The organism is Pseudomonas sp. P1_F1_2, from assembly GCF_056405815.1.
Map to the genome: position 1 here is coordinate 1 of NZ_JBFUBK010000034.1, position 26,162 is coordinate 26,162.

17 protein-coding genes and 2 riboswitches are annotated in these 26,162 nt (G+C 59.3%); of the genes, 8 read left to right on the top strand and 9 right to left on the bottom strand.

Annotated elements, in window-relative coordinates; translation table 11 throughout:
* Positions 1-232 precede the first annotated feature (232 nt).
* The gene (locus AC1D2P_RS12515) at positions 233-3,985 is read left to right on the top strand and encodes a leucine-rich repeat domain-containing protein (RefSeq protein ID WP_477811450.1); all 3,753 of its coding nucleotides are present in this window, start codon (positions 233-235) and stop codon (positions 3,983-3,985) included.
* Positions 3,986-4,037: 52 nt separating this feature from the next.
* On the opposite strand, the gene AC1D2P_RS12520 is transcribed toward AC1D2P_RS12515, so the two are convergent.
* Complete coding sequence (locus AC1D2P_RS12520; RefSeq protein WP_046027462.1) at positions 4,038-4,532, bottom strand: DUF934 domain-containing protein; 495 nt, start codon at positions 4,530-4,532, stop codon at positions 4,038-4,040.
* Positions 4,516-6,174: a nitrite/sulfite reductase gene (locus AC1D2P_RS12525; protein ID WP_046027461.1), complete on the bottom strand. Its 1,659-nt coding sequence runs from the start codon at positions 6,172-6,174 to the stop codon at positions 4,516-4,518. The genes AC1D2P_RS12520 and AC1D2P_RS12525 overlap by 17 nt, the downstream gene beginning before the upstream one ends.
* A gap of 523 nt (positions 6,175-6,697) precedes the next feature.
* On the opposite strand from AC1D2P_RS12525, the gene AC1D2P_RS12530 reads away from it, so the two are divergent.
* Positions 6,698-7,771, top strand: a complete 1,074-nt coding sequence (locus tag AC1D2P_RS12530; protein WP_477811451.1) for an ABC transporter substrate-binding protein — start codon at positions 6,698-6,700, stop codon at positions 7,769-7,771.
* Here AC1D2P_RS12530 and AC1D2P_RS12535 read toward each other — a convergent pair.
* Together AC1D2P_RS12535 and metH are read right to left on the bottom strand one after the other, a co-directional pair.
* A complete protein-coding gene (locus AC1D2P_RS12535; protein ID WP_477757525.1) occupies positions 7,768-7,986 on the bottom strand; it encodes a DUF2970 domain-containing protein in 219 nt (72 codons plus the stop codon). The two genes, AC1D2P_RS12530 and AC1D2P_RS12535, sit on opposite strands and share 4 nt — an antisense overlap.
* 130 nt (positions 7,987-8,116) lie before the next feature.
* Positions 8,117-11,827, bottom strand: a complete 3,711-nt coding sequence (metH, locus tag AC1D2P_RS12540) for a methionine synthase (protein ID WP_477811452.1) — start codon at positions 11,825-11,827, stop codon at positions 8,117-8,119.
* A gap of 155 nt (positions 11,828-11,982) precedes the next feature.
* Between metH and AC1D2P_RS12545 the strand changes: the two genes are divergently transcribed.
* Both AC1D2P_RS12545 and nfuA read left to right on the top strand, forming a co-directional pair.
* Entirely contained in the window at positions 11,983-14,280 is a 2,298-nt protein-coding gene (locus AC1D2P_RS12545) for a fatty acid cis/trans isomerase (RefSeq protein WP_258668045.1), read from the top strand.
* Between the two features lie 197 nt (positions 14,281-14,477).
* Positions 14,478-15,062, top strand: a complete 585-nt coding sequence (gene nfuA, locus AC1D2P_RS12550) for a Fe-S biogenesis protein NfuA (RefSeq protein ID WP_046027456.1) — start codon at positions 14,478-14,480, stop codon at positions 15,060-15,062.
* Positions 15,063-15,211: 149 nt separating this feature from the next.
* On the opposite strand, the gene cobM is transcribed toward nfuA, so the two are convergent.
* From cobM to AC1D2P_RS12570, 4 genes are all read right to left on the bottom strand, one after another.
* Complete coding sequence (gene cobM / locus AC1D2P_RS12555; protein ID WP_046027455.1) at positions 15,212-15,958, bottom strand: precorrin-4 C(11)-methyltransferase; 747 nt, start codon at positions 15,956-15,958, stop codon at positions 15,212-15,214.
* 82 nt (positions 15,959-16,040) lie between these two features.
* Positions 16,041-16,454 (bottom strand): cobalamin biosynthesis protein, encoded by a 414-nt coding sequence (locus tag AC1D2P_RS12560; protein WP_046027454.1) that lies wholly within the window; start codon positions 16,452-16,454, stop codon positions 16,041-16,043.
* Complete coding sequence (locus tag AC1D2P_RS12565) at positions 16,451-17,158, bottom strand: CbtA family protein (protein WP_477811453.1); 708 nt, start codon at positions 17,156-17,158, stop codon at positions 16,451-16,453. The genes AC1D2P_RS12560 and AC1D2P_RS12565 overlap by 4 nt, the downstream gene beginning before the upstream one ends.
* 11 nt (positions 17,159-17,169) lie before the next feature.
* Positions 17,170-17,364, bottom strand: coding sequence for a CbtB domain-containing protein (locus AC1D2P_RS12570; protein ID WP_223524753.1), 195 nt, complete (start codon positions 17,362-17,364; stop codon positions 17,170-17,172).
* A gap of 122 nt (positions 17,365-17,486) precedes the next feature.
* Positions 17,487-17,714: riboswitch (cobalamin riboswitch) on the bottom strand.
* A 177-nt stretch (positions 17,715-17,891) separates the two neighbouring features.
* Positions 17,892-18,103, top strand: a riboswitch (cobalamin riboswitch).
* A 103-nt stretch (positions 18,104-18,206) separates the two neighbouring features.
* On the opposite strand from AC1D2P_RS12570, the gene cobW reads away from it, so the two are divergent.
* The 4 genes from cobW to AC1D2P_RS12590 all read left to right on the top strand — a co-directional run bounded on the left by cobW (position 18,207) and on the right by AC1D2P_RS12590 (position 24,950).
* On the top strand, positions 18,207-19,274 hold the full coding sequence (gene cobW, locus AC1D2P_RS12575) for a cobalamin biosynthesis protein CobW (protein ID WP_046027450.1): 1,068 nt from the start codon (positions 18,207-18,209) through the stop codon (positions 19,272-19,274).
* A 3-nt stretch (positions 19,275-19,277) separates the two neighbouring features.
* Positions 19,278-23,135 (top strand): cobaltochelatase subunit CobN, encoded by a 3,858-nt coding sequence (cobN, locus tag AC1D2P_RS12580; protein ID WP_477757528.1) that lies wholly within the window; start codon positions 19,278-19,280, stop codon positions 23,133-23,135.
* Positions 23,136-23,277: 142 nt separating this feature from the next.
* The gene (locus AC1D2P_RS12585; protein ID WP_477757529.1) at positions 23,278-24,276 is read left to right on the top strand and encodes a magnesium chelatase ATPase subunit I; all 999 of its coding nucleotides are present in this window, start codon (positions 23,278-23,280) and stop codon (positions 24,274-24,276) included.
* The gene (locus AC1D2P_RS12590; RefSeq protein ID WP_477757564.1) at positions 24,258-24,950 is read left to right on the top strand and encodes a vWA domain-containing protein; all 693 of its coding nucleotides are present in this window, start codon (positions 24,258-24,260) and stop codon (positions 24,948-24,950) included. Before AC1D2P_RS12585 ends, AC1D2P_RS12590 begins: the two co-directional genes overlap by 19 nt.
* Positions 24,951-25,009: 59 nt before the next feature.
* On the opposite strand, the gene AC1D2P_RS12595 is transcribed toward AC1D2P_RS12590, so the two are convergent.
* A complete protein-coding gene (locus tag AC1D2P_RS12595; RefSeq protein WP_046027865.1) occupies positions 25,010-26,074 on the bottom strand; it encodes a ComEC/Rec2 family competence protein in 1,065 nt (354 codons plus the stop codon).
* Positions 26,075-26,162: the final 88 nt, after the last annotated feature.

Below are 26,162 nucleotides of genomic sequence, written 5' to 3' on the forward strand. Positions count from 1 at the left end.
TTGCTGACCTGGTGGAGCCGTTTGACTCAGCAACGCTTTTGGTAATCGACATCTCATCATCGTTTTAAACAAAAAAACCGGGGCTCAAGTCCCGGTTTTTTTTTGCTTCAGATCCGTGCAAATTCCTTCCTGAGGTGACGAAATCTCCTAAGCCGGCTGTCGACTTGCTCCTGCATCCGATTGATTGAAGGCTGGGTAGGGTGGTGTTCCAAATGATTGCAACGGATTGCACATGACCGACCACCCTGACCAAAACGATGCTGGCCCGAGCCCGTCGCCAATGTTACGAATGCGTGGCGAACTCGCCGCCGCCGTGAACATCGCACTGCCGCAAACCCCTGATCAATTTGGCGCACACTTGATCAAGGAAAAGTGGGGAGCGGACATTGATCCGCAGACAGCCTTGCTGGTTACGCTCGATTACAACTACAAGGGGCATCCTGCCCAGGACGGTATTCAACAGGGGCAAGTGGCGCATTCGCAGACGCTGTTACAGGCGCTGCTGTCCAATTATCAGACCGTGGGTGACGGACGTTTCGCGGAAACCGCGTTCGGCCTATACACACCACCGGACATCGGGCCGTCTGTCCGGATCGTGCAGAATGTCGATGAGTTCGCTGACCACGGCAGCGGCAATCACCAGACTTATGAAGGCATTTATCGCCAAACAAAGGCGCAAACCTATGGGCCGGCAACGCAAATCCGCTTAAAACCCGCCGACTTCAAACAGTGGGTTTGGGAGCTGGATTTGCCGGGTTTGTACAAGGCCTATCTCGATAAGGCCTGGCCGTCCGACGAGACGCTCTTTGCGCCGAAACCCTATGCGTTGAGGACATCGGTCAAAGCCGCATTTCTCATGTGCGCCTGGCTGCAGCGGCATGAACAACGCCTGAGTGAAAAAGGCCTGGCGCTCGCTTTTCAGGCCGCAGGTTTGCCGGTGGATCAGGCGTGGGAAACGCTGACAATCGAAGCGCTTCGAGCGCCGACCCGAATTCCACCTCGGGTCACGGCCAGCCGATTAACACTCTATCGCTACACCGCAATCGACATCTGGACCTTTCGTGTCGCCGCCAGCCCCCGGGTGTTGATGTACATCCCGGGCAACTCTTCACCCTTGCATGACTTCGCCGACGTTTCGCAGTTGCACCAATGGGTGGTGAAACAGAGCCATGCCGGTAACACGAAGCAGGCGCTGGCTGCCCATTTTGCCGACGATGACCGACAGGACGGCACGTTCCACGCCGGCGTACTGACGGCGCTGGACGGCATGGGGATTTACCCCCGAAAGCACTGGCTGACCAGCAATGCCGGGTTCTTCAACAATGATGGTTATTGGGATCCCGCCGAGTACATCGGTTTCGACGATCAGCCACCCGCGACCGATCCGTTTGCACAGCTGGTTTTGACCATGAAGCAGGCCGCCCGGGAAAGCGTCAAAACCATCCGGGACGACGCGCAAGTCAACCGCGACAATTTGAGCGCGGTTGTCGAACCGGTGGTGCAATGGATAAACCGGTTCGGGCCTTTGGCCCTGTTTGTGCCGGGGGGAGAGGGGTTACTGGCGCTGGCCGGGCTCATAGACGCCGGTTATGGGCTGGATCAGGCCGTGAACGGTGAGACGTCGAGCCAGCGCAAAGAGGGCATCACCCGCACGGTATTTGGCTTGCTCAATGCGCTGCCGCTGGCAGGCGCGGGGCGGGATGCCCGAGTTGAAGGCGCAGCGTCCGAGACGCTTTCACGAGGTGAACACATCGTCGTCACCTCGACGCAGGAAAGTGTGGCAGCGCCTTCCGGTCTGTCGCGGCTGGAACTGATCCGCGGCATCGGCCCCTCGGTGGCGTCATTCAGCGATGAAGTGCTGACGCAGATCGGCAAGGTCAGTGCGGTCGATGACGACCTGCTGCGCTTGATACACACCGGTCGGCCCCCGACGCCATTGCTGGCCGACACGATCAGTCGCTTCAAACTCGATCAGGAATTGGCTGGGGCCGGGAAAACCGGGTTATTCAGCAGTCGTTATGCCTCACTGCAGCAATCGGAGCATGAGTGGGTCCGGCTGTTTCAGCGGGAGTATCCAGGGCTGCCAAAAAGCGCCATTGAGCAAATGCTCGACCGCTACGGCGTAGATGTCCGCAAGGCGCCAGATGCTGTCGAGGTCAGGCAGGTGATCAAGCGTCTGGACAGCAAGGCCCGGCAGTATCAACAACATGTCCGGCTCAATCGTGCCTACGAAGGCTTTTACCTTCGCTCGTTCCACAATCCCGAGACAGACACGCTGGCACTGCATTCGCTCCAGCATCTGCCGGGATGGCCCAGAGATCTTCGAATAGACATTCTTGACCGTTCGCCTGCCGGCCAGGTGCTGGATCGCAGTGGTTCGCTCGATGACGCTCACTGTCGAAGCATCATCAGGGATGGAGATCGCTATCAGCAGCAAGGCAGGCAATCTGACCTCTATGAGGCGATCCTCGGAGCCCTGTCAGAAGACGAACGCTCGTCCCTGCACCTGATATCCGATGACCCCGCCAATGAGCTACGACTCAAGATCGGCGCGGTGGCGCTGCCTCGGTCGCAAACCCTGCTCGGGTTGCAACGCATGGACAGCGGGCTGTCGTTCGAGGCTCGGGGGCTGAGGGGTGGAGGTTATCCGTCGACCTCCCAAGGCACCGCCCTGACCCACGAGATGATGAGGTTGCAACTCATGGATATTTATCCCGACTTCACCGTTGCGCAGGCCGATGAAGCCCTGCAACGAGAGGGTAATGCTGCGCAAGCCTACATCGATGGGTTAAACCAGCAATYACAGCAACTCAACACGGATTTGAGCGGTTGGATAGATCAGGTTCCCCAGGATGTCGATGACATGGACCTTCCTTTTCTGGTTGCTGGCGATGAGGCGGCGCAGGGCTTTAGCCCTGCACAAATCTCGACCTACAACGTCCAGCTGCTGATGGACGAAATGGAGGACGAGCGAACCCTGAGGACGGAACTCTCTGAAGAACTGGTCGCCGTATGGCAAAAGCGTGGTGGCTCCCCAAATACCACGCTGGATATGAACTTTGAAAATTATCACCGATTGCCTGCGTTGAATGTGCGGTTCGACGACGTGACCGAGTTGTTGATGAAGGGCTTCCATCTGACCGAGGAAGACAGCTTGAACGGGTTTCTCGAGGGCTTTCCAAACCTTGAGATATTGAATCTGGAAAACGTGGACTTGCGTCACTACTTCGTGGCGGGAGATACAGGTCACTCGCTGCCGCCCGCCATCGAACAATTGAAACACCTTCGCTCGCTGAACCTGAGTGCTACACAGTTGGTTTTCAGTGAAAGCGCCGCGTCCCGGCTGCGTAACCTGACTCGCCTGCAATCGCTGGACTTGAGCGACAACCCGCTGGGTGTGCCCCCTTTGGTGTTGGGCTTGAACGATCTACGTCAGCTCAACCTGAGAAATACCTACATCAGCCGATGCCCGATCGGTATCAAGGATGAGCCTTATCTGACGTCCCTGGATTTACGTGACAACCAGATCACCCGAGTTCCTCCCGCGGTCATAAACCAGGCGGTTGCAGACGATCGCGTGCTGCTATGGGGGAATCCGCTGACCGACGAAGACACGCTTCGCCGGCTGATCAGTCATCGAGAGGCAACAGGAATCAATTTATGGCTGGGCGCGCCCGGTGCCGACTATGGATCGCCGACAGTATGGCTACGAGACTGTGACGCAGCGTTGCAACAGTCCCGGCTTGCGCTTTGGCAGCAACTGGCGGGCAAGCCTTCTGGCACTCGGTTTTTAGCCGTCATGGACAGATTGAGTCTGACGGCCGACTTTCAAATCAGTTACTTGTCGCTACAGACAAGGGTCTGGCGATTGTTGGAGGAGGCGGGTACTTCGGACGAAATGTGGAGTCGACTAAGTCGCAGCAGCGGGCGGTTCGATCATCCGATGGCAGCTTTCAACGCGCTGGAGGAGCGGGCCAGTCTTTGACTCATTACAGGAAGGAGCCTTGAACCCCTGAAAGGGGTTCAAGGTTTGACCATCAGCGGCGACGGAACAGCGGCAGCGGTTCGTCGGTGGCGGCCTGATAGGTCACCGAGAAGTCCTTGAGACCTTCAAGGGCTTCGTACGGATCTTTGTCGGGACGAATTGCAAACGCATCAAAACCGCAGCGATGCAGGTAGAACAACTGGTCGCGCAGTACATCACCAATCGCCCGCAGTTCGCCTTTGAAACCGTAACGGTCACGCAGCAGGCGGGCGTTGGAGTAGTTGCGGCCGTCGGTGAAGGCCGGGAAGTTCAAGGCGATGACCTTGAACTGCTCCACGTCTTCACCAATTTCTTCGGCTTCTTCATCGGCATCCAGCCAGACGCCCAGGCCGCCATCGCGGGCCTTGAGCATGCGGCTGTGTTCGCGCCACAGCTGCAGGGGGACGATGAGGTCGTCGCAGTTGCTGATCTCGTCGATGTTGAAATCCTTGGGCAGCAGGTGCCAGGTTTCGTCGACGACCTCGTTGTTCTTAATGATTCGCTGCATAGACGCGCTCCTTGAAGAGGTCGATGCCAATACGCTGATAGGTGTCGATGAAACGCTCGTCTTCGGTACGTTGTTCGATGTACACGTCGATCAGTTTTTCGATCACGTCAGGCATGGCTTCCTGGGCAAAGGACGGGCCAAGGATTTTACCCAGGCTGGCGTCACGGCTGGCACTGCCACCAAGGGACACCTGGTAGAACTCTTCGCCTTTCTTGTCCACCCCGAGGATGCCGATGTGGCCGACGTGGTGGTGACCACAGGCGTTCATGCAACCGGAGATGTTCAGGTCCAGTTCACCGATGTCGAACAGGTAGTCCAGGTCGTCGAAGCGGCGCTGGATCGATTCGGCAATCGGGATCGACTTGGCGTTGGCCAGCGAGCAGAAGTCGCCACCCGGGCAGCAGATGATGTCGGTCAGCAAGCCAATGTTCGGCGTGGCGAAACCTTGCTCGCGCAACTCGCCCCACATCGCGAACAGTCGGGACTGTTCCACGTCGGCCAGAATGATGTTTTGTTCGTGCGAGGTACGCAGCTGACCGAAGCTGTAACGGTCGGCCAGGTCGGCCACAGCGTCGAGCTGCTTGTCGGTGATGTCGCCCGGTGCAACACCGGTTGGCTTCAGGGACAGGGTCACGGCGACATAACCCGGCTTCTTGTGCGCCAGGGTGTTGCGGGTGCGCCAGCGTGCGAAACCAGGGTGCTGCTGGTCGAGTTCGGCCAGTTCGGCGGCCTGGTTGTCCAGGGCCTTGTAGTCCGGGTCGACGAAGTGTTTGGCAACACGATGTACTTCGGCTTCGGTCAGCGTGGTCTGGCCACCGCGAAGGTGTTCCATTTCCGCATCGACTTTCTGTGCGAAGACTTCAGGTGTCAGTGCCTTCACCAGAATCTTGATCCGCGCCTTGTACTTGTTGTCGCGACGGCCATAACGGTTGTAGACCCGCAGGATGGCGTCGAGGTAGCTCAACAGGTCTTGCCACGGCAGGAACTCATTGATGAACGCGCCCACCACCGGCGTACGGCCCAGGCCACCGCCGACCAGCACACGGAAACCCAGCTCGCCAGCGGCGTTGTGTACCGGCTCAAGGCCGATGTCATGGACTTCGATGGCGGCACGGTCGGACGTCGAACCGTTGACAGCGATCTTGAATTTACGCGGCAGGTAGGCAAATTCCGGGTGGAACGTGGTCCACTGACGGACGATCTCGCACCATGGACGCGGATCGATCAATTCATCGGCGGCAACACCGGCGAACTGGTCGGTGGTGACGTTGCGCAGGCAGTTGCCGCTGGTCTGGATCGCGTGCATCTGCACGGTCGCCAGTTCAGCCAGAATGTCCGGAATGTCTTCCACGGCCGGCCAGTTGAACTGAACGTTCTGCCGGGTACTGATGTGGGCATAGCCCTTGTCATAGTCGCGGGCAATCTTGGCCATCATGCGGATCTGACGCGAAGTCAGTTGGCCGTAAGGCACCGCCACTCGCAACATCGGCGCGAATCGCTGGATGTAAAGCCCATTTTGCAGGCGCAGGGGGCGGAACTCTTCTTCGCTCAGCTCGCCTGCCAGATAGCGTCGGGTCTGATCACGGAACTGCTTGACGCGGTCCTCGATGATCCGCTGATCGTATTCGTCGTATACGTACATATAGGTCCTGTTCTCAGGCTTGGGTCGCTCGGATACAGCTGCGTTTTTGTGCTTGCCGGAGTCCGAAAGAGCCTCTGCAATTCTGCGCGCACGGCCGCGCACTCCCCACGGAGCCGGGGCAAGATACCAGTTTGCAGTTATGCGCAAAAGTGATGTTTAAGTATATGTAAAGAACCAAATCGCCTAATGAGAATCGTTGTTGCAAAACCCTTATTTGTGGTGCGGGCAATCGTCGTCTTTACTGTGGTCGAGTCTTTGTGCAATCACCGATAAAACCGACAAGAGGCGATGCAATGAGCAACCCTACCAAAGCTACAAAGCCTGACAGTACGGTCGATGCTTGGGCGATCTTGTTTCTGATCATCCTGGTCGTGGGCACGGCGGTATTCTGGGTCAGTCATCAATAAACGACCCCGTCCGGGCCCCAACCCGACGATTGTCGGACAAAAGCCGTAATAAACCCCGTTTTACGGAACTTCACTGGCTATAATGCGCGGCGAATTTCCGGGGGCTCGGACGTTAAATGTTGAAGTTTTTTTACACCTTTCTGCTGGCGTTTGGCGCGATTTACGGTCCGACTGCGCGTGCAGAGTCGGTGCTGTTCCTGAGCCCCGGCACCACCCAGGAAGCCTTCTGGATCAGCTACGTTCAATTCATGCAAGCCGCCGCCAAAGACTTGGGCATTGACCTGAAAATTCTGTATGCCCAGCGCATGCCTGAACTCACGGTGGCGCAAGCCCGGCTGGCCCTCCAGGGGCCTGATCGCCCGGACTACCTGGTTTTCGCCAATGAACAGTACGTCGCCCCGCAAATCCTGYGCCTGGCCCAAGGCAGCGGGGTAAAGCTGTTCATGGTTAATGCGTCGCTGACGGCCAATCAGCAGAGCCTGCTGGGTGAGCGTGAGGACCAAGTGGGCAGTCTGGTGCCTAACGACGAGGAGGGCGGTTACCTGATGCTCAAGGAACTGATCCGCCAGCACCCGCGGGCAGTGCCCGGCCAGCCCATCGAGTTGCTGGCGTTCTCGGGGCTGAAAATTACCCCCTCGGCGCAACTGCGCGAGCAAGGGATGATGCGCGCCTTGGCCGAACACCCTGAAGTGCGTTTGCGCCAATTGGTTTACAGCGGCTGGAACCGGGAGCGGGCCTATGAGCAGGCGAAGCTGTTGTTCCGGCGTTACCCCAAGGTATCCCTGGTGTGGTCAGCCAATGACGAGATGGCGTTTGGCGCGATGCAGGCGTTCGAGGAAACCGGTGGAAAACCCGGCAAAGATGCGTTGTTCAGCGCAATCTCTGCGTCTCCCGTCGCGTTGCAGGCGATGATTGACGGTCGTCTGAGCGTGCTGTTGGGCGGTCACTTCACGTTGGGTGGCTGGGCGTTGGTGCAGTTGCATGATTATGACAGGGGCGTCGACCTCGACCGGTACGGCGGCCGTGACCGACAGATACCGTTGTTGCAACTGATCGACAAGGCGCAAGCCAAGCGAATGCTGGCCATGGGGGCAACGCCGGACTACGGCGTGAACTTCCGTCGACTCTCAGCCAAAGGGCGGCCGACGTCCTACCGCTACCCGTTCACCCTGCAAACACTGATGCGCTAGACCCCGGCCAGATGCACCACCAGTTGCACGATGCCGTACAGGATCAGCGCGAACACCGTTGTGAACAAAATCCCCAGAATCACGAAATGACTCGGTTTGCCGTGAGCGAAATCCCGGGCCCGGTTCTTCCCGCTCTGCACCCCGAACGCTGCTGCCATGACGCTGTGCAGCATTTGCCAGAAGGTTGGCGGCTTGTTGTCGACTGGATCGTCCATACATCCCCCGTCATTTATGTTTGAGCCATAAGCATAGACCTACGGCGGACACAAACAACTGTGGGAGCGAGCAGGCTCGCTCCCACAAGGGAATCACTGCTGGCCACAGTATTGTGGCCAGGTAGCTGACTTAGTTGTCGTAACCGAGGTTAGGTGCCAACCAGCGTTCGGTGACGCTCAATTCCTGGCCTTTGCGCGAGGTGTAGCTCTGCACCTGATCCTTGTCGATCTTGCCCACGGCAAAGTACTGCGCCTGCGGGTGAGCGAAGTACCAGCCACTGACCGCCGCTGCCGGGAACATCGCGTAGTGCTCGGTCAGGAACACACCGCTGCGACCGGCCTTCAGCTCTTCGGCTTCCGGGTCCAGCAGTTTGAACAACGTGGATTTTTCGGTGTGATCCGGGCAGGCCGGGTAGCCCGGAGCAGGGCGGATGCCGGTGTATTGCTCTTTGATCAGCGCCTCGTTGTCGAGCGTCTCGTCCTTGGCATAACCCCAATAGTCTTTACGGACCTGTTGGTGCAGCCATTCGGCGCAGGCCTCGGCCAACCGGTCGGCCAGTGCCTTGACCATGATCGAATTGTAATCGTCGCCCGCGTCTTGATAAGCCTTGGCCACTTCTTCGGCGCCAATGCCCGCGGTGGTGATGAAACCGCCCACGTAGTCGGTCACTTCATTGTCTTTGGGCGCGACAAAGTCGGCCAGCGAGAAGTTCGGTTTGCCGTCGGTCTTGATGATTTGCTGGCGCAGGTGATGCAGCTTGGCAATCGCCTTGCCGTCATCGCCGTAGACTTCAATGTCATCTTCACGCACCTGGTTGGCCGGCCAGAAGCCAAACACTGCGCGGGCACTGATCAGCTTTTCGTCAATCAACTTGGCGAGCATTTCCTGGGCATCGGCGTACAGCGAGGTAGCGGCTTCGCCAACCACTTCGTCTTCGAGAATGCGCGGGAATTTGCCGGCCAGGTCCCAGGAGATGAAGAACGGCGTCCAGTCGATGTATTCGGCCAGGACTTTGAGGTCGATATTGTCCAGCACTTTGGAGCCGGTGAACGTCGGTTTGACCGGCGCGTAAGTGCTCCAGTCGAACTGCGGCTTCTTGGCAATGGCTGCCGGGTAGCTCAGGCGTTCGGTGCGGGCACTGCGGTTGGCCGTGCGTTCGCGAACGTCGATGTATTCCAGGCGGGTTTTCTCGACGAATGCCGGTTTCAGTTCCTTGGACAGCAATTGTGTCGCCACGCCCACGGCGCGGGAGGCGTCCGTCACGTAGATCACCGCGTCGTTGCTGTACTTGGGTTCGATTTTTACCGCCGTGTGGGCTTTGGAGGTGGTCGCGCCACCGATCATCAACGGCAGGTAGAAGTCCTGGCGCTGCATTTCGCGCGCGACGTGGACCATTTCATCCAGCGAAGGCGTGATCAGGCCGGACAGGCCGATGATGTCGCACTTCTGCTCTTTGGCCACTTGCAGGATTTTTTCCGCTGGGACCATCACGCCGAGGTCGACGATGTCGTAGCCGTTACAGCCCAGCACCACGCCAACGATGTTCTTGCCGATGTCGTGCACGTCGCCTTTTACCGTGGCCATCAGGATCTTGCCCTTGGCTTCTGGCTTGTCGCCTTTTTCCAGTTCGATGAACGGGATCAAGTGCGCCACGGCCTGCTTCATGACACGGGCGGATTTCACCACCTGGGGCAGGAACATTTTGCCGGCGCCGAACAGGTCGCCGACGATGTTCATGCCGGACATCAGCGGGCCTTCGATCACTTCGATCGGACGGGCGAACGATTGGCGAGATTCTTCGGTGTCTTCCACGATGTGGGTAGTGATGCCCTTGACCAGCGCATGCTCCAGACGCTTGTTGACCGGCCAGCCGCGCCATTCTTCGGTCTCGGCTTCCTTGACGCTGCCGTCGCCTTTGTATTTGTCGGCGATGGCGAGGAGGGCGTCGGTGCCTTCCGGGGTGCGGTTGAGGATCACGTCTTCGACGGCATCGCGCAGCTCTTGCGGGATCTGGTCGTAGATCTCCAGCTGGCCGGCGTTGACGATACCCATGGTCAGGCCGTTGCGGATCGCATACAGCAGGAACACCGAGTGAATCGCCTCGCGCACCGGGTTGTTGCCACGGAACGAGAACGACACGTTGGACACGCCGCCCGAGGTCAGGGCATACGGCAGTTCGTCGCGGATGTAGGCGCAAGCATTGATGAAGTCCACAGCGTAGTTGTTGTGTTCTTCGATACCGGTGGCGACGGCGAAGATGTTCGGGTCGAAAATGATGTCTTCCGGCGGGAAGCCCACTTCGTTGACCAGAATGTCGTAGGAACGTTTGCAGATTTCCTTTTTACGCGCTTCGGTGTCGGCCTGGCCGGCTTCGTCGAACGCCATTACGACAACCGCGGCGCCGTAGCGCTTGCACAGCTTGGCGTGATGAATGAACTGCTCGACGCCTTCTTTCATGCTGATCGAGTTGACGATGCCCTTGCCCTGAATGCATTTCAGGCCGGCTTCGATCACTTCCCATTTGGAGGAGTCGATCATGATCGGTACGCGGGAGATGTCTGGCTCGCCGGCAATCAGATTGAGGAAGGTCACCATGGCCTTCTTCGAATCGAGCATCCCTTCGTCCATGTTGATGTCAATCACCTGCGCGCCGGCTTCGACCTGCTGCRGGGCAACTTCCAGGGCTTCGGTGTAGTTGTCTTCACGGATCAGGCGGGCGAACTTCGCGGAGCCGGTGATGTTGGTCCGCTCGCCGACGTTGACGAACAACGAGCTGCGATCGATGGTGAACGGTTCCAGGCCCGACAAACGGCAGGCCTTGGGGATTTCCGGGATTTGACGCGGTGCGTAACCGGCCACGGCTTTGGCGATGGCTTCGATGTGGCCCGGGGTGGTGCCGCAGCAGCCGCCGACGATATTCAGGAAGCCACTTTGAGCGAACTCTTCGATGACCTTGGCGGTGTCCACCGGCAACTCGTCGTACTCACCGAACTCGTTCGGCAGGCCGGCGTTCGGGTGCGCGGAAACGTGGGTGCTGGCCTTGTTCGACAGCTCTTCCAGGTACGGGCGCAGTTCGCGGGCGCCGAGGGCGCAGTTCAGACCGACCGAGATGGGCTTGGCGTGCGCCACGGAGTTCCAGAACGCTTCGGTGGTTTGCCCGGACAGGGTTCGGCCAGAAGCATCGGTAATGGTGCCGGAGATCATGATCGGCAACTCGATGCCCAACTCTTCGAACACACCTTGCACGGCGAAGATCGCGGCTTTGGCGTTCAGGGTGTCGAAGATGGTTTCGATCAGGATCAGGTCGGCGCCGCCTTCGATCAGGCCTTTGGTGGACTCGGTGTAGTTCACCACCAACTCATCAAAGGTCACGTTGCGGTAGCCAGGGTTGTTCACGTCTGGCGACAACGAACAGGTACGGCTGGTCGGGCCCAGTACGCCGGCGACGAAGCGCGGCTTGTCCGGGGTTTCGAGGGTCTTGGCGTCGGCCACCTTGCGGGCCAGGCGTGCGCCTTCTACGTTTAATTCGTACGCCAGGCCCTGCATGCCGTAGTCGGCCAGGGAAATCTGGGTGGCATTGAAGGTGTTGGTTTCCAGGATGTCGGCGCCGGCGTCCAGATAGGCTTTCTCGATGCCACCAATCACATCCGGGCGAGTCAGCACCAGAAGGTCGTTGTTGCCTTTGACATCGCTTGGCCAGTCAGCAAAACGTTTGCCACGGTAATCCTGCTCTTCGAGCTTGTAGCTCTGGATCATCGTGCCCATGCCGCCATCGAGAATCAGGATGCGCTCTTTGAGGGCGTGCTTGAGAGCTTGAAGGCGAACACTGCGATCGGACATTTGGACTACTCGGAAAGACCATGACGAAGGGGCCGGATCATAGCAAACCTGTGCGCTTTTAGAGCATGCCCCAATTTTGCATGAATATCGTTCATGTTGGACAGGGTGCCTGCCCGGTAGAATCGCGGCGATTTTTCAAGATTGGGACCAGGGATATGTCGTATCGCGTCATCACCAGCATTTTTATGCTGCTTCTAAGCTGGGACGCCGCGGCGCAAGGTCCGGCCATTTCCACCGCTATTTCCTACAGCCGGGACATTCAACCGATCTTTACTGAAAAGTGCGTGGCCTGCCATGCCTGCAACGATGCCGCCTGTCAGCTCAATCTGGGCAGTGGCGAAGGGGCGGCACGTGGCGCGACCAAAGTGCCGGTCTACGATGGCGATCGCCGAACGGCCGCAGCACCGACCCGCCTGTTTTACGATGCCTTTGGCAAGCATGCCTGGCAGCAGAAGGGCTTCTTCCCCGTGCTTGACGCTCAAGGCAGTCAGGCTGCGTTGATGGCGCGGATGCTTGAGCTGGGCCATAAAACCCCCTTGCAGCCCAATGCCAAATTGCCGGACGAGATCGTGCTGGGTCTGAACCGGGAAAACAGCTGCGCCATGCCAGCGGAGTTCGACGGCTATGCCCGTTCACATCCCAAAGAAGGCATGCCGCTGGCGGTCACCGGCCTGACCGACCAGCAATACCAGACGCTGCAGCGCTGGCTGGCCTCGGGTGCGCCGATTGATGAACAGGGGCTGGTGCCGAGCGCGAAAGAAGCGTTGCAGGTGGTGCAGTGGGAAAACCTGCTCAACGCCCCCGGCTCCCGGCAAAGTCTGGTGGCCCGCTGGTTGTTCGAGCACTGGTTTCTTGCCCATCTCTATTTCAAGGACGGCGAGCCAGGGCACTTTTTCCAGTGGGTGCGCTCGCGTACGCCCACCGGTCAGCCGATTGACCTGATCAACACACGCCGTCCGAATGATGACCCGGGTACTCAGGTGTATTACCGCTTGTGGCCGGTGCAGGGTGTGATTGTGCAGAAAACCCACATCACCTATCCGCTGAGTGCGGCGAAGATGGCGCGGGTCAAAAGCCTGTTCTATAGCGGCAACTGGCAGGTCAACGCCTTGCCAGGCTACGGGCCGGAACGGCGGGCCAATCCGTTCGATACCTTCGAAGCTATTCCGGCGCAGGCGCGCTACCAGTTCATGCTCGATAACGCCGAATACTTCGTGCGCACGTTCATTCGTGGCCCGGTTTGCCGTGGGCAGATCGCCACGGATGTGATTCGCGACAACTTCTGGGCGCTGTTCCAGGCCCCTGAGCACGACCTCTATATCACCGACCCGAATTACCGCGGCCAGGCCACACCGTTACTGGCCATGCCGGGTCAGAATGACGATGTCGGTAGCGTCTTGAGCCTGTGGCATGGCTACCGCGACAAGCGTAACGAATACGAAGCGCTGCGCCGGGACAATTACGCCGACGCACCGGCGCCTAGCTGGTCGACCTTGTGGGCGGGGAATGACAACGCGTTACTGACGATCTTCCGCCACTTCGACAGTGCGTCGGTGAACAAAGGCTTGATCGGCGATGTGCCGCAAACCATGTGGCTGTTCGATTTTCCGCTGCTGGAGCGCACCTACTACCAATTGGCGGTGAACTTCGACGTGTTCGGCAACGTTTCCCACCAGGCCCAGACCCGCCTGTACTTTGACCTGATCCGTAACGGCGCCGAACAGAACTTCCTGCGCCTGATGCCGGCCGACTCACGGGACGGCTACCTCGACGATTGGTACCAGAACAGCGGCAAGTTCAAGATGTGGCTGGACTATGAGTCCATCGATGACGACAAACCGACCGCGCTGAAACTCGACGAGAAAGACCCCAAGCGCGATTTCGCCATGCAGTTGCTGGCCCGTTACGGCGAACTCAATGCCAACCCCGATCCGATCAACCGGTGCAATGGTGCGTATTGCTCGCGGCCGAATATCGACCCGGACTTGCAGGACGCCGAACAAGTATTGAGTCGCCTGACTTCGCGCCCGGCAGCCGGCTTGAGGGTCATCGACCAGTTGCCGGAAGCAACGATGTTGCGTATCGAAACGACGAGCGGCAAACGCGTGGCCTACAGCCTGTTGCGCAACCGTGCGCACAGCAATGTGGCGTTCCTGCTCGGTGAATCTTTGCGCTACCAGCCGGGGCTCGACACGTTGACCATTTACCCGGGTGTACTCAGCAGTTACCCGAACTTTATGTTCAACATTCCGGCCGATCAGGTCCCGGCGTTCGTCGCTGCAATGGAAAACGCCAAAGACACGGATGATTTCGAGAAAGTCGTCGAACGGTGGGGGATTCGTCGCAGTCATCCGCAATTCTGGTTCTATTTCCACGACCTCAGCCGTTACGTCCACGAAACCGACCCGGTGGAAGAGGGCGTGCTGGATATGAATCGCTACGAAAACCTCTGAGCCACTGCAATTCCCTGTGGGAGCGGGCTTGCCCGCGAAGAGGTCGTCACATTCAGCATAAATGTTGAATGACCTGACGCGTTCGCGGGCAAGCCCGCTCCTGCAAGGGATCACCATTTCTTTCCTGACAAAAATACTAGGACTTTGTGCGGCGCGATGATTGGCGTAAACTGCGCCCAAGCCTGCGAGGAGTTTCCATGACCGCTATAACCATTACCGACGCCGCCCACGATTACCTGGCTGACCTGCTTTCCAAGCAGAACACCCCGGGTATCGGCATCCGCGTCTTTATCACCCAGCCTGGCACCCAGTACGCCGAAACCTGCATTGCCTACTGCAAGCCGGGCGAAGAAAAACTTGAAGACACGGCGCTGGGGCTCAAAAGCTTCACCGCTTACATCGATCACTTCAGTGAAGCCTTCCTGGACGATGCGGTGGTCGACTACGCCACCGACCGCATGGGCGGCCAACTGACCATCAAGGCGCCAAACGCCAAAGTGCCRATGGTCAATGCCGACAGCCCGGTTAACGAGCGTATCAATTACTACCTGCAAACCGAGATCAACCCGGGGCTGGCGAGCCACGGCGGTCAGGTCAGCCTGATCGATGTCGTTGAAGACGGTATCGCCGTTCTGAAATTCGGCGGTGGTTGCCAGGGCTGTGGCCAGGCGGACGTGACCCTGAAGGAAGGCATCGAGCGCACGTTGCTTGAGCGTATTCCTGAGCTCAAGGGTGTTCGTGACGTGACCGACCACACGCAGAAAGAAAACGCCTACTACTGAGTAAGGTGTTCACTGCGACATAAAAAAACGGCGCCCCGTGAGCGCCGTTTTTTTATGCCTGTGATCGTTCCCACGCTCCGCGTCCCAAAAGCGGACGCAGAGCGTCCAGTGAGGCATGCCCACCCGGAGTGTGGGAACAGTGCGATCATTCAGGGGCGATACAAATGCGCATGCCCCGCGCGATACAGCGACGAGGCGCTGAACTGGTCACTTCCCAATACTCGCCCGACCAAAATCAACGCCGTGCGCCGAAATCCCTTCGCTTCAACCTTCCCGGCAATGTCCTCAAGTGTCCCCACTACCCAATCCTGATCCGGCCAGGTCGCCCGGTGGATCACCGCGATCGGGCAGTCCGCGCCGTAATGCGGCAGCAGTTCAGCGAGGATTTTCTCCAGGTGATTGACGCCCAAATGAATGGCCATGGTCGCCCCATGTTGCGCCAGGCTGCCCAGTTCTTCGCCAGCCGGCATGGCTGTCTTGTCCGCGTAGCGGGTCAAAATTACGCTTTGCGAAATGTCCGGCAGGGTCAGTTCCGCCCCTAAAAGCGCCGCGCACGCCGCTGTCGCCGTTACGCCCGGTACGATTTCAAACGGAATGTCGAGCTCACGCAGGTAGCGAATCTGTTCGCCAATCGCGCCATACAGGCTCGGATCGCCGGAATGCACCCGTGCCACGTCCTGGCCGTTGGCGTGGGCGGTTTTGATCAGTTCGATGATCTGTTCCAGGTGTAATTCGGCGCTGTTGACCACCTGTTCGGCGCGATGGCCTTCCAGCACGGCCACGGGCACCAGGGAGCCGGCATAGATGATCACCGGGCAGCTGCGAATCAGCCGTTGGCCTTTGACCGTGATCAGTTCCGGGTCGCCGGGGCCTGCGCCAATGAAGTAGACGGTCATCGTCGGTTCCTGTGAGAAAAGGGGCAGGGCAACGGCTTCAGATGAAGATTGCTCATGATCGAATGCGCGATTACCAGGGATTTTACGCAGCGCCGGCCAATGCCAGGGTCGCCTGAGCGTATTTTTGTCGGGATATCAGCAACTTCGCCGGCGCCTGGGCCAATTGTTCGGCCAATGCCAGGGCAGCACTTTCCGCTACGCCATAACAGCCCGTGCGCTCGAAGGCGATGTCTGAATGATGGGTGAGTTTGGTGTGATAGCAGGCCAATTGTTCACTGCTGAAAAACAACAACGGCAACTCGAGTTGTGCGGCCAGCTCGACCAGACCCGACTCGTCGCGTTTCAGGTCGATGCTGGCCAGGGCCTTTATTTCGTGAAGTCCGACTTGATGAGCCTGTAACGCCTGATCAAGCAATGCCCGCAGCGTGCTGGCGGGGCAGCCGCGCTGGCAGCCCAGGCCGACCACTAACGTCGGCGCTGTGCGGGTCTCTGTCATGCGTGGTATTGGCCATCGTTTTTGCGTCGGAACAACCAGGCACTGATCAGGCCCAAGGCCAGCCAGAACGCCACGTTGGTCAGCTGCGAAGCGATTTTGAACTGCGCTTCCAGGGCTTCCGGCGCGAGCATCGAATGCACTTCCGGCTGAGGTGCGCCGATGACATGTGGAGTGGCCAGAATCGCCGCGCCCAGCACTTTCATCAGCCAATGACGGCTGAACACGATCAGGGCGATGCCGGCTGCTGTGGACGCCGCCGTGCCGATCCACCAGATCTGCCGCTGTGCCAGATCGGCTGCGGCAGTGCCCGGCAATTCAGGTGGCAGGCCGAGGGTCGGTGCGAGGACGAACGTCGCGTAACCGGCCAAGCCCCAGAGCAGACCTTGTACGGTGCTGTTTGGCGCCCGCAGGGTATAGAGACCGGCGAGCATCAGGGCAAAACCGACCGCGACCACCAGGTTGCCGCCGGTGGTCGACAGCACGCGCTGCCAGCCGTCTTCCGGCTCCCAGGCTTCGGCGTCGTGGGTATGAGCGGCCATGGCGCCGTCGGCGTGTTCATGGGGTTGAACCACTGCCGGCTCGGCTTYTTCGTAGGTTTCGGCTTGAAGGATCAGCGGTGCCACCCAGAAACTTTGCAGCAGGGTCAGCAACAGGGCGGCCAGCAGCCCGGTGAAACCTGCGGTTTGCGCAATACGCTTGATCATTTGGGCAGGTCTCAATGGCACGGGAACGCAGAGCTGTGACGGGTATCGTGCGCGGCGTTGTGCACCGCTTCTATGTGCGAGAAACCGGCGAAATAGACAAGACACGCGCCCAGGATCGACGCACACACGGCGGCGGTCAGGCGTTGGGTCAGGGTTGTGGTGCTGCTGGCGGTGCTGCTGGAGCCGGTGCTGGTGATGATCGACATGGCGCGCTTCCCTCTGGTCTGTCAGCGGGTGAATAGAGCGCATGGAAAACCCCTGCGATTCGGGCTCGCAGACGTTCAAACAGCGCCCGCCCACCGCGGGTTTGTTGTTCCGTGACCGTAAGGGTCACTGTGTGTTGCGGGCCGGTCTCCGGGCTCACGAGGGGCGTTGGCTTTCGCCGTGGCCTGCAAACATCACCTTCCCATGCCGAACTGCTGGCACAGTGGATTTGATGCTTCGCTCGCTTACCGTTGCGGGGGCAGCACCGGACTGACATGGCTTTGAGTAAAGCACATGATTCACCGGTTTCCCGTTTCACCCTGTGAAGGGCACCCGTAACAAAGCGTGTAGGAGAGCATGGGCGGGGGTTGGCCGTCAATTGGCAAGGGTTCTCAACACGCCATTGTGTCGACGCTATCGCGGGCAAGCCTTGCGCCTACAAGACCGCCCTAATCCTGTAGGAGCAAGGCTTGCCCGCGAAAGCGTCCTGATGGCCGCCACAAGACATTGACCCGCTCCCAAGCGATGCGTAGCCTTGCGCTTTCGAGGTTCTTCGGCGTTTGTCGAAGCTAAGAAGGGAACGCGGTCAATGCCGCGGCTGCCCCCGCAACTGTGAACGGTTCAGTTTCTGCCATGCCACTGCATGCGCCAGCCATGGCGCGAGCGGGAAGGCGCAGCAACCGCCAGTCAATCGACTGGCCAGCCGTCAGCCAGGAGACCTGCCTCGACACAGATTCTCACTTTCAACCGGGCGGGGTGATCCGGTGGCGAACTCTTCAGGCATGCGCGTGCGCGCTGCCGGTCGTCGTCCCGTATGCCCGCCACCAAAGCCAAAGGGCATCCGATGAAAACACTGGCCAAACTCCCCGTCACCATCGTTACCGGTTTCCTCGGCTCGGGCAAAACCACGCTGCTGCGGCACATGCTCGACAACGCTCAGGGCCGTCGCATCGCGGTGATCGTCAACGAGTTTGGCGAGCTGGGCATTGACGGCGAAATCCTCAAGCAATGCTCCATCGGCTGCACCGAAGAAGAAGCCAACGGTCGCGTTTATGAGTTGGCCAACGGCTGCCTGTGCTGCACGGTTCAGGAAGAATTCTTCCCGGTGATGCGCGAACTGGTTGCCCGTCGCGGCGACCTCGATCACATCCTCATCGAAACCTCGGGCCTGGCCCTGCCCAAACCGTTGGTTCAAGCCTTCCAATGGCCGGAAATCCGCAGTGCCTGCACCGTCGACGCGGTCATTACCGTCGTCGACAGCCCGGCCGTGGCCGCCGGCACCTTTGCCGCGTTCCCGGATCAGGTCGACGCCCAGCGTAAACTCGACCCGAACCTGGACCATGAATCGCCGCTGCACGAGCTGTTCGCCGACCAATTGGCCAGCGCCGACCTGGTGATCCTCAACAAGGCCGACCTGATCAGCCCTGAAGACCTGGCCCGCGTGCGCCTTGAAGTCGCTGAAGAATTGCCACCGGCGGTCAAAGTCATCGAAGCCAGCAGCGGTCGCCTACCGCTGGACGTGCTGATCGGCCTGGGTGCCGGTTCCGAAGAACACATCGACAGCCGTCACAGCCATCACGACCATCACCACGACGGTGATGACCATGACGACCACGATCACGATGCGTTTGACTCGATCTCCCTCGAACTGCCGCAAGCCGACGAAAGCCTGCTGCTGGATGCGCTGACCCAACTGGTGGTCAAGCACGGCATCCTGCGTGTGAAAGGCTTCGCCGCGATCCCCAACAAACCGATGCGTTTGCTGATTCAGGGCGTGGGCACGCGTTTCGACAAGCACTTTGACCGTCAGTGGGGCGCCGATGAGGCGCGGACCACGCGCTTGGTGTTGATCGGTCAAGACCTGGACGCCGCGCAACTCGAAGCGCAATTGCGCGCCGCGCTCAGCGTTTAAGCCATGCACCTGCTCAGGACCCAGCCCGGCGGTTTCGTGTCGGACGACAACATCGCCGACCTTGGACAAACCCCCGCCGAGCTGGTGATCCTGTGCAGCGGTGATTCCAGCCTGGCGCTGCTCGCAGAAGCCGCGCAGCAATTGCCCGATGATTATCCCAGCGTGCGCCTGGCCAACCCGATGCAGGTGCAAAACCATGCCTCGGTCGACCTGTATGTCGACGAAGTGCTGCGGCACGCCAAGGTGATTCTGATTTCGCTGCACGGCGGCATCGCCTATTGGCGTTACGGCATCGAGCGGCTGGTGGAGCTTTCCCAGCGGGGCGTGCAACTGATTCTGGTGCCGGGTGATGATCGCCCGGACCCGGAACTCAGCGACCTGAGCACCGTGGCGGCCGGCGATCGCGACCGGCTCTGGCAGTTTTTGCGTCAGGGCGGCATGGGCAATGCCCTGGATTTTTTCCGCTGCCTGGCCACTCAATGGCTTGGCCGCGATTACGCCTGGGCCGAGCCCCAAACCCTGCCGCGCACGGCGATTTACCATCCGAAAAAAAGCCCCGCAGCCCTGAAAGACTGGCAAGCCGATTGGCACGCCGATCAACCGGTGGCGGCGGTGTTGTTTTACCGCTCGCATTTGCAGGCGGCCAATACCGGATTTATCGATGTTTTCTGCCAGCGTTTGCAGGCGGCGGGGTTAAATCCCTTGCCGATTGCCGTGGCCAGTTTGAAAGAGCCCGGCTGCCTGACGGTGGTCGAGGATTGGCTGGATGAAGTCGAGGCGGGGGTGATTTTGAACACCACCGGTTTCGCCCAATCCAGCCCCGAAGCGCCGCACCTGCGCCCGTTTCGCCGCAACATCCCGGTGATTCAGGCGATTTGCGCTCAGGACAACGAGCCAGGATGGCGCGCCAGTGAGCAGGGCCTCGGTCCGCGTGACCTGGCGATGCACATCGCATTGCCGGAACTGGACGGCCGCATCATCAGCCGCCCGATCAGCTTCAAGGACTTGGCGTGGCGCAGCGAGCGCAGTCAGTCGGACGTCGTTTGCTATCGTCCTCAACCCGAACGCATGGATTTCGTCGCCGAACTGGCGCGGCGCTGGATCGATCTGGCGCGGCTGGCGAACAGCGAAAAACGTATCGCCCTGATTCTCGCCAACTACCCGACCCGGGATGGGCGCATCGGCAATGGCGTCGGCCTCGATACCCCGGCCGCCGCGTTGAATATCTTGCGTGCGCTGCAGGTCGAGGGTTATCCGCTGTCGGCCGAGTTACCGGACAGCGGAACGGCGTTGATCCAGCAATTACTCGGCGGGGTCAGCAACGACCTCGATACCCTGGATCAGCGTCCCTGCCATCAAAGCCTCACGCTGGACGAATACCGGCAGATGTTCGACGCCTTGCCCGAGGCCAACCGCCAAGCCGTGCTGGAACGCTGGGGCACGCCCGAAAGCGATCCGATGTGCCGTGGCGGACGAATGATGATCGCCGGCCTGCGCTTCGGCCTGACCTTCGTCGGCATTCAGCCGGCGCGTGGTTATCAGGTGGACCCGAGCGCGGTGTATCACGACCCGGACCTGGTGCCGCCGCACGGTTATCTGGCGTTCTACTTCTGGCTGCGCAACACCTACGGGGCCCACGGCGTGATTCACGTCGGCAAGCACGGCAACCTCGAATGGTTGCCGGGCAAAGGTGTCGGGCTCTCGGAAAACTGCTGGCCGGACGTATTGCTCGGGCCGCTGCCGAACATTTATCCGTTTATCGTCAATGACCCGGGCGAGGGCGCGCAGGCCAAGCGCCGCACTCAAGCGGTGATCATCGATCACCTGATGCCGCCGCTGACCCGCGCTGAAACTTACGGGCCATTGCGCAATCTCGAATTACTGGCCGACGAGTATTACGAAGCGCAACTGCTCGATCCGCGTCGTGCTCGGGAATTGCAGCGCGACATCCTGCAACTGGTGCGCGACACCCACATTGACCGTGAACTGCAACTGGACGAAAAACTCGACAGCGATGCCGACGCGGCGATCTGGTTGCCGCGTCTGGACACCTATCTCTGCGATTTGAAGGAATCGCAGATTCGCGATGGCCTGCACATCTTTGGCGAGTCACCGACCGGGCGCTTGCGCATCGACACCTTGCTGGCCTTGCTGCGGATTCCCCGTGGCGATGGTCGTGGTGCGCAATCCAGTTTGCTGCGAGCGTTGGCGAAGGCGTTCGAGCTGGGATTCGATCCTCTGGATTGTGCGTTGGCCGAGCCGTGGACCGGGCCTCGTCCAATTGAACTGCAACTGATGAACGATGAACTCTGGCGTACGGCGGGCGATACCCGTGAACGACTGGAATTGTTCGCCGCACAACTCATCTCGCAAACATTGAGCACCGAGCGCGGACTCTGTGGGAGCGAGCTTGCTCGCGATGCGGTTGAACATTCAACATTGATGTCGATTGACCCACCGCTATCGCGAGCAAGCTCGCTCCCACAGGTTCCGCGCTGGGCAGAAGTGCAAGCCATCCTCGACAGCCTGCGCGAAGTCGTCGCACCACGCCTTGACGCCTGCGGCCCAGCCGAAATGCGCGGTCTGCTCGACGCCCTGAAGGGCCGGTTCGTTCCCGCCGGCCCCAGCGGCGCACCCAGCCGCGGCCGTCTGGACGTGCTGCCTACCGGGCGCAACTTCTATTCGGTGGACGTGCGCAACCTGCCGACCACCACCGCGTGGCGCATCGGTTTCCAGTCGGCCAACCTGATCCTTGAACGACATCTGCAAGACCACGGCGATCATCTGCGCCAACTCGGTTTGTCCGTGTGGGGCACCGCGACCATGCGCACCGGCGGCGACGACATTGCCCAAGCCATGGCGCTGATGGGCGTGCGTCCGGTCTGGGCGACCGGCAGTCAGCGGGTCGACGATTTCGAGATTCTGCCGCTGAGCTTGCTCGACCGCCCGCGTGTGGACGTTACCTTGCGCGTCTCCGGTTTTTTCCGCGATGCCTTTGCCAACCTGATCCGCTTGTTCGACGCCGCGGTGCAAGCGGTCGCCGCGCTGGATGAACCCGACGACCTGAACCCGTTGGCGGCCAAAGTGCGTGCCGAACGTGAAGCGTTGATGCAATCGGGGCTGGATGAAGACGCTGCGAATCGTCAGGCCGGTTGGCGAATTTTCGGGGCCAAACCCGGTGCGTATGGTGCCGGCGTGCAGGGCGCCATCGACGGGCGTCTGTGGCAAAGCCGCGAAGATCTGGCCGAGGTATACCTGAACTGGGGCGGCTATGCTTATGGCGGCTCGGACGAAGGTACCGCCGCTCGCGAACAATTCGCCCAGCGCCTGAGCCAGGTGCAAGCGGTGCTGCAAAACCAGGACAATCGCGAGCACGACTTGCTCGATTCCAACGATTATTACCAGTTCCAGGGCGGCATGCTCGCCGCCGTAGAAAGCCTCAGCGGTGAAGCCGCGGCCAGTTACCACGGCGATCACAGTCAACCGGACTTGCCGAAAATCCGCACCTTGAAGGAAGAGCTGAACCGGGTGATTCGTTCCCGGGCGGCCAATCCAAAGTGGATCGACGGGGCCAAGCGTCACGGCTACAAAGGCGCGTTTGAACTGGCGGCGACGGTCGACAACCTGTTTGCGTTCGACGCCACTACGCAACTGATTGACGATCACCAGTACGCGTTACTGGCCGACGCTTATTTGCTCGATCCGGCGACTCGCGATTTCGTTCGCGAGCACAACCCGCATGCGTTGCGAGACATGACCGAACGGATGCTGGAAGCGCAGCGGCGAGGGATGTGGAAGGAACCGGGCGAGTATCGCGAGGCGCTGGAGAATTTGTTGTTGGATATAGAAGAAGATTCATGAGGGCATGATCGTTCCCACGCTCTGCGTGGGAATGCCTCAACGGACGCTCCGCGTTCGGCTCTGGGGACGCAGAGCGTCCCATGCTGCATTCCCACGCGGAGCGTGGGAACGATCACATCACCGACCACACACGAGACCCGACATGACCGACACCCCGCATTTCCCGTTATCCGCCGTGGTCGGCGCCGACGACTTGAAGCTCGCCCTGTACCTGACCGCCATCGACCCGAAAATCGGTGGCGTACTCATCGAAGGCCCTCGCGGCATGGCCAAATCGACCCTGGCCCGTGGTCTGGCAGATCTGCTCGCCAGCGGTCAATTCGTCACGCTGCCGCTGGGTGCAACCGAGGAACGACTGGTCGGCACCCTCGACCTGGATGCGGCGCTGAGCGATGGCCGTGCGCAATTTTCCCCCGGCGTACTGGCCAAGGCTGACGGCGGCGTGCTCTATGTCGATGAGGTCAATCTGCTGCCCGATCACCTCGTGGACCTGTTGCTTGACGTCGCCGCCAGCGGCACCAACCTGATCGAACGCGACGGCATTTCCCATCGGCATTCGGCGAAATTCGTACTGATCGGCACCATGAACCCGGAAGAGGGCGAGCTGCGTCCACAACTGCTCGATCGCTTTGGCCTGAACGTTGCGCTCAGCGGCCATACCGCACCGACCGAGCGTGGTCAGATCATCCGTCGACGACTGGATTTCGACAGCGATCCGCAACAGTTCTGCGCGCAGTGGGAACATCAACAGCAGGCGCTGCGCGAACGCTGCGAGAAGGCCCGTAGTCTGTTGGCGAGCATCCCCCTCGACGATCAAGCGCTCGCGCTGATTACGGAGCGCTGCTTTGCCGCCGGGGTCGATGGCTTGCGCGCCGACCTGGTCTGGCTGCGCGCCGCCCGCGCCCATGCCGCATGGCAAGGGGCGAACGCGATCACCGAGGACGATATCGACGCCGTCGCCGACTTCGCCTTGCGTCATCGTCGCCGCGAGCAAACACTGCCGGCACCGCAATCCAGTCAGTCACCGTCTGCGCAACCTCCCAACCCGAGCGAAGGCCAGGGCCAATGGGGAGACATGCCGGCCCAGGCGTTGCCGGTCGGCGCCCGCCGTGAAGTGCCGAGCTGGCCAAAAAAGCCTTAGGCATTCGCCCTCGATCTGATGCGGGGGCGAATGCCAGACCCCGCGCAGGACGGCTGGACAACGGCAAGCAAGGCAAGCGTCACGCTGCACGCAGCGGCTCGATCAATTGGCCCGGAACCTTGCTCAACGGCCGGCCACGTCAATGCAGCGATGTACTGTTCCATCTGCGCACGCGAAGCGCCCATGAATTGTGGCTGGTGATCGTCGATGCGTCGGCCTCGACGCGGCGTCATCAAGCATTAAGCGATGCCAAGGGTTTGCTGGCGCAATTGTTCGACGATGCCTATCGCCAACGTGCGCGACTGGCGTTGCTGACGGCCAGCGGCAATGTGCCGAAATGGCAGGTGCAAGGCTTGAAAGCCTCCAGCGGTTTGCGTACCTGGCTTGATGGGCTGGGTGCAAGCGGCGGCACGCCAGTGTTGGCGGCGCTGGAAGAGGCCGGGCGTTGGCTGGTGGCACGGAAAATACGCTTCCCAGCGGAGCAGCAGCGAGTGTTGCTGCTGACCGATGGACGATTGAAAGAGTGGTCAGTTCTGCCTGCTCTGGATTGTCCCATTTTGCTGGTGGATATCGAAAGAGGAGCGATTCGACTAAACCGGGCTAAACGGTTGGCAAGTGACTTGTGTGCCACTTATTTGCATATCGATATCCCGGAATCCCCCATTGTTTTCTGAGGGTAAATGTTCGGGGCGGCACCACTGATGGGCGATCAGTGGTGTGGGGACTCGCAGATCTAAATAAAGTTAATCAGCCCATCCAAAATGGAACCGGTAGCTTGGGTTTTGATGGTTACGGATTTTTTTACTACTTCGTTAGTGTAGTAGCAATTAACTCGGTGTCGATCGAGCAAGTCGATTACTTCGTTGTGTGGGTGTGGGTCATTCGAAGTGCCGAATTTTCGGTTGTTATGGCTGATAATTGCATGATCAGGTTTAATGGCGAGCATTGCGTTGTTGGAAATATTTTCTCTGCTGCCATGATGTGGGACTTTTAGAAACTTCGCAGATATGTCGGTTTTTTCTTCGATCAGTCGTTCAAATACCGAGTTGTCTGCATCACCTGTAAATAACCAGTCGCCGCTGTCGTGCTGGTGTTTGAATACAATGCTGGCTCGGTTGGAGTTCAACTTTACGTGCCGGGAGACGTAGTAATCTATATTGTTTTTTGAGGCGCCGGCGAGTGACTCACTGAGCGTGATGAAAAATAAATGCACGAATTTTCGCGCAAAGAACCCATACTCCAATTGGCTTTCGATGTGGCGGCGCAAAACCAGTGGTGAGACATAGTTAATTATTTCTTCTCTCGGAAGCTCTATTCCATATTCCGAAAGTATAGTAAGCGCTTGTTCGATGGACGTTTCGGAGGTTGGGAAGTCGTCGAAAATTTTTTCGGGGTGGCGAGGGGGGTTCAATATGGTCGCGTGGGTGCACAAAGTATCTCCCTGTGCGACCAACTGCGGGTGCAAGGTGCTGATCAACTTCCAGTTCGGCTGTTTAAGTTTTTCAGTGGTGTGTTTTTTTAGATAGCCGTATATTTTTGTTATTTCAGGAAGATAGTAGGGAATATAAGTGTGGGAAATTTCTATTTTTTTTGACTTTAATAGTCGCGGAACCCCACCGATATGATCTTCGTGTGAGTGGGTGATTAATAACCGATAAATACCTGGGCTCAGTATGTTTTCAATATTCGCCTTGGCGGGACCTGTGTCTATTAGAAGCGGTGGATCGCTTAAATCACAACCTTGTCCTGGATTCAGAATAAAGGCGTCGCCTTGACCTACGTTTATTACAGTTAGCATTGTGAACACTCGGCTTCCATGGCAAATGATGCGCCTCGTCTTCCGGATTGCGATATTGGGAGTGCAAAGTATCGTCCCGGGCGGGCAG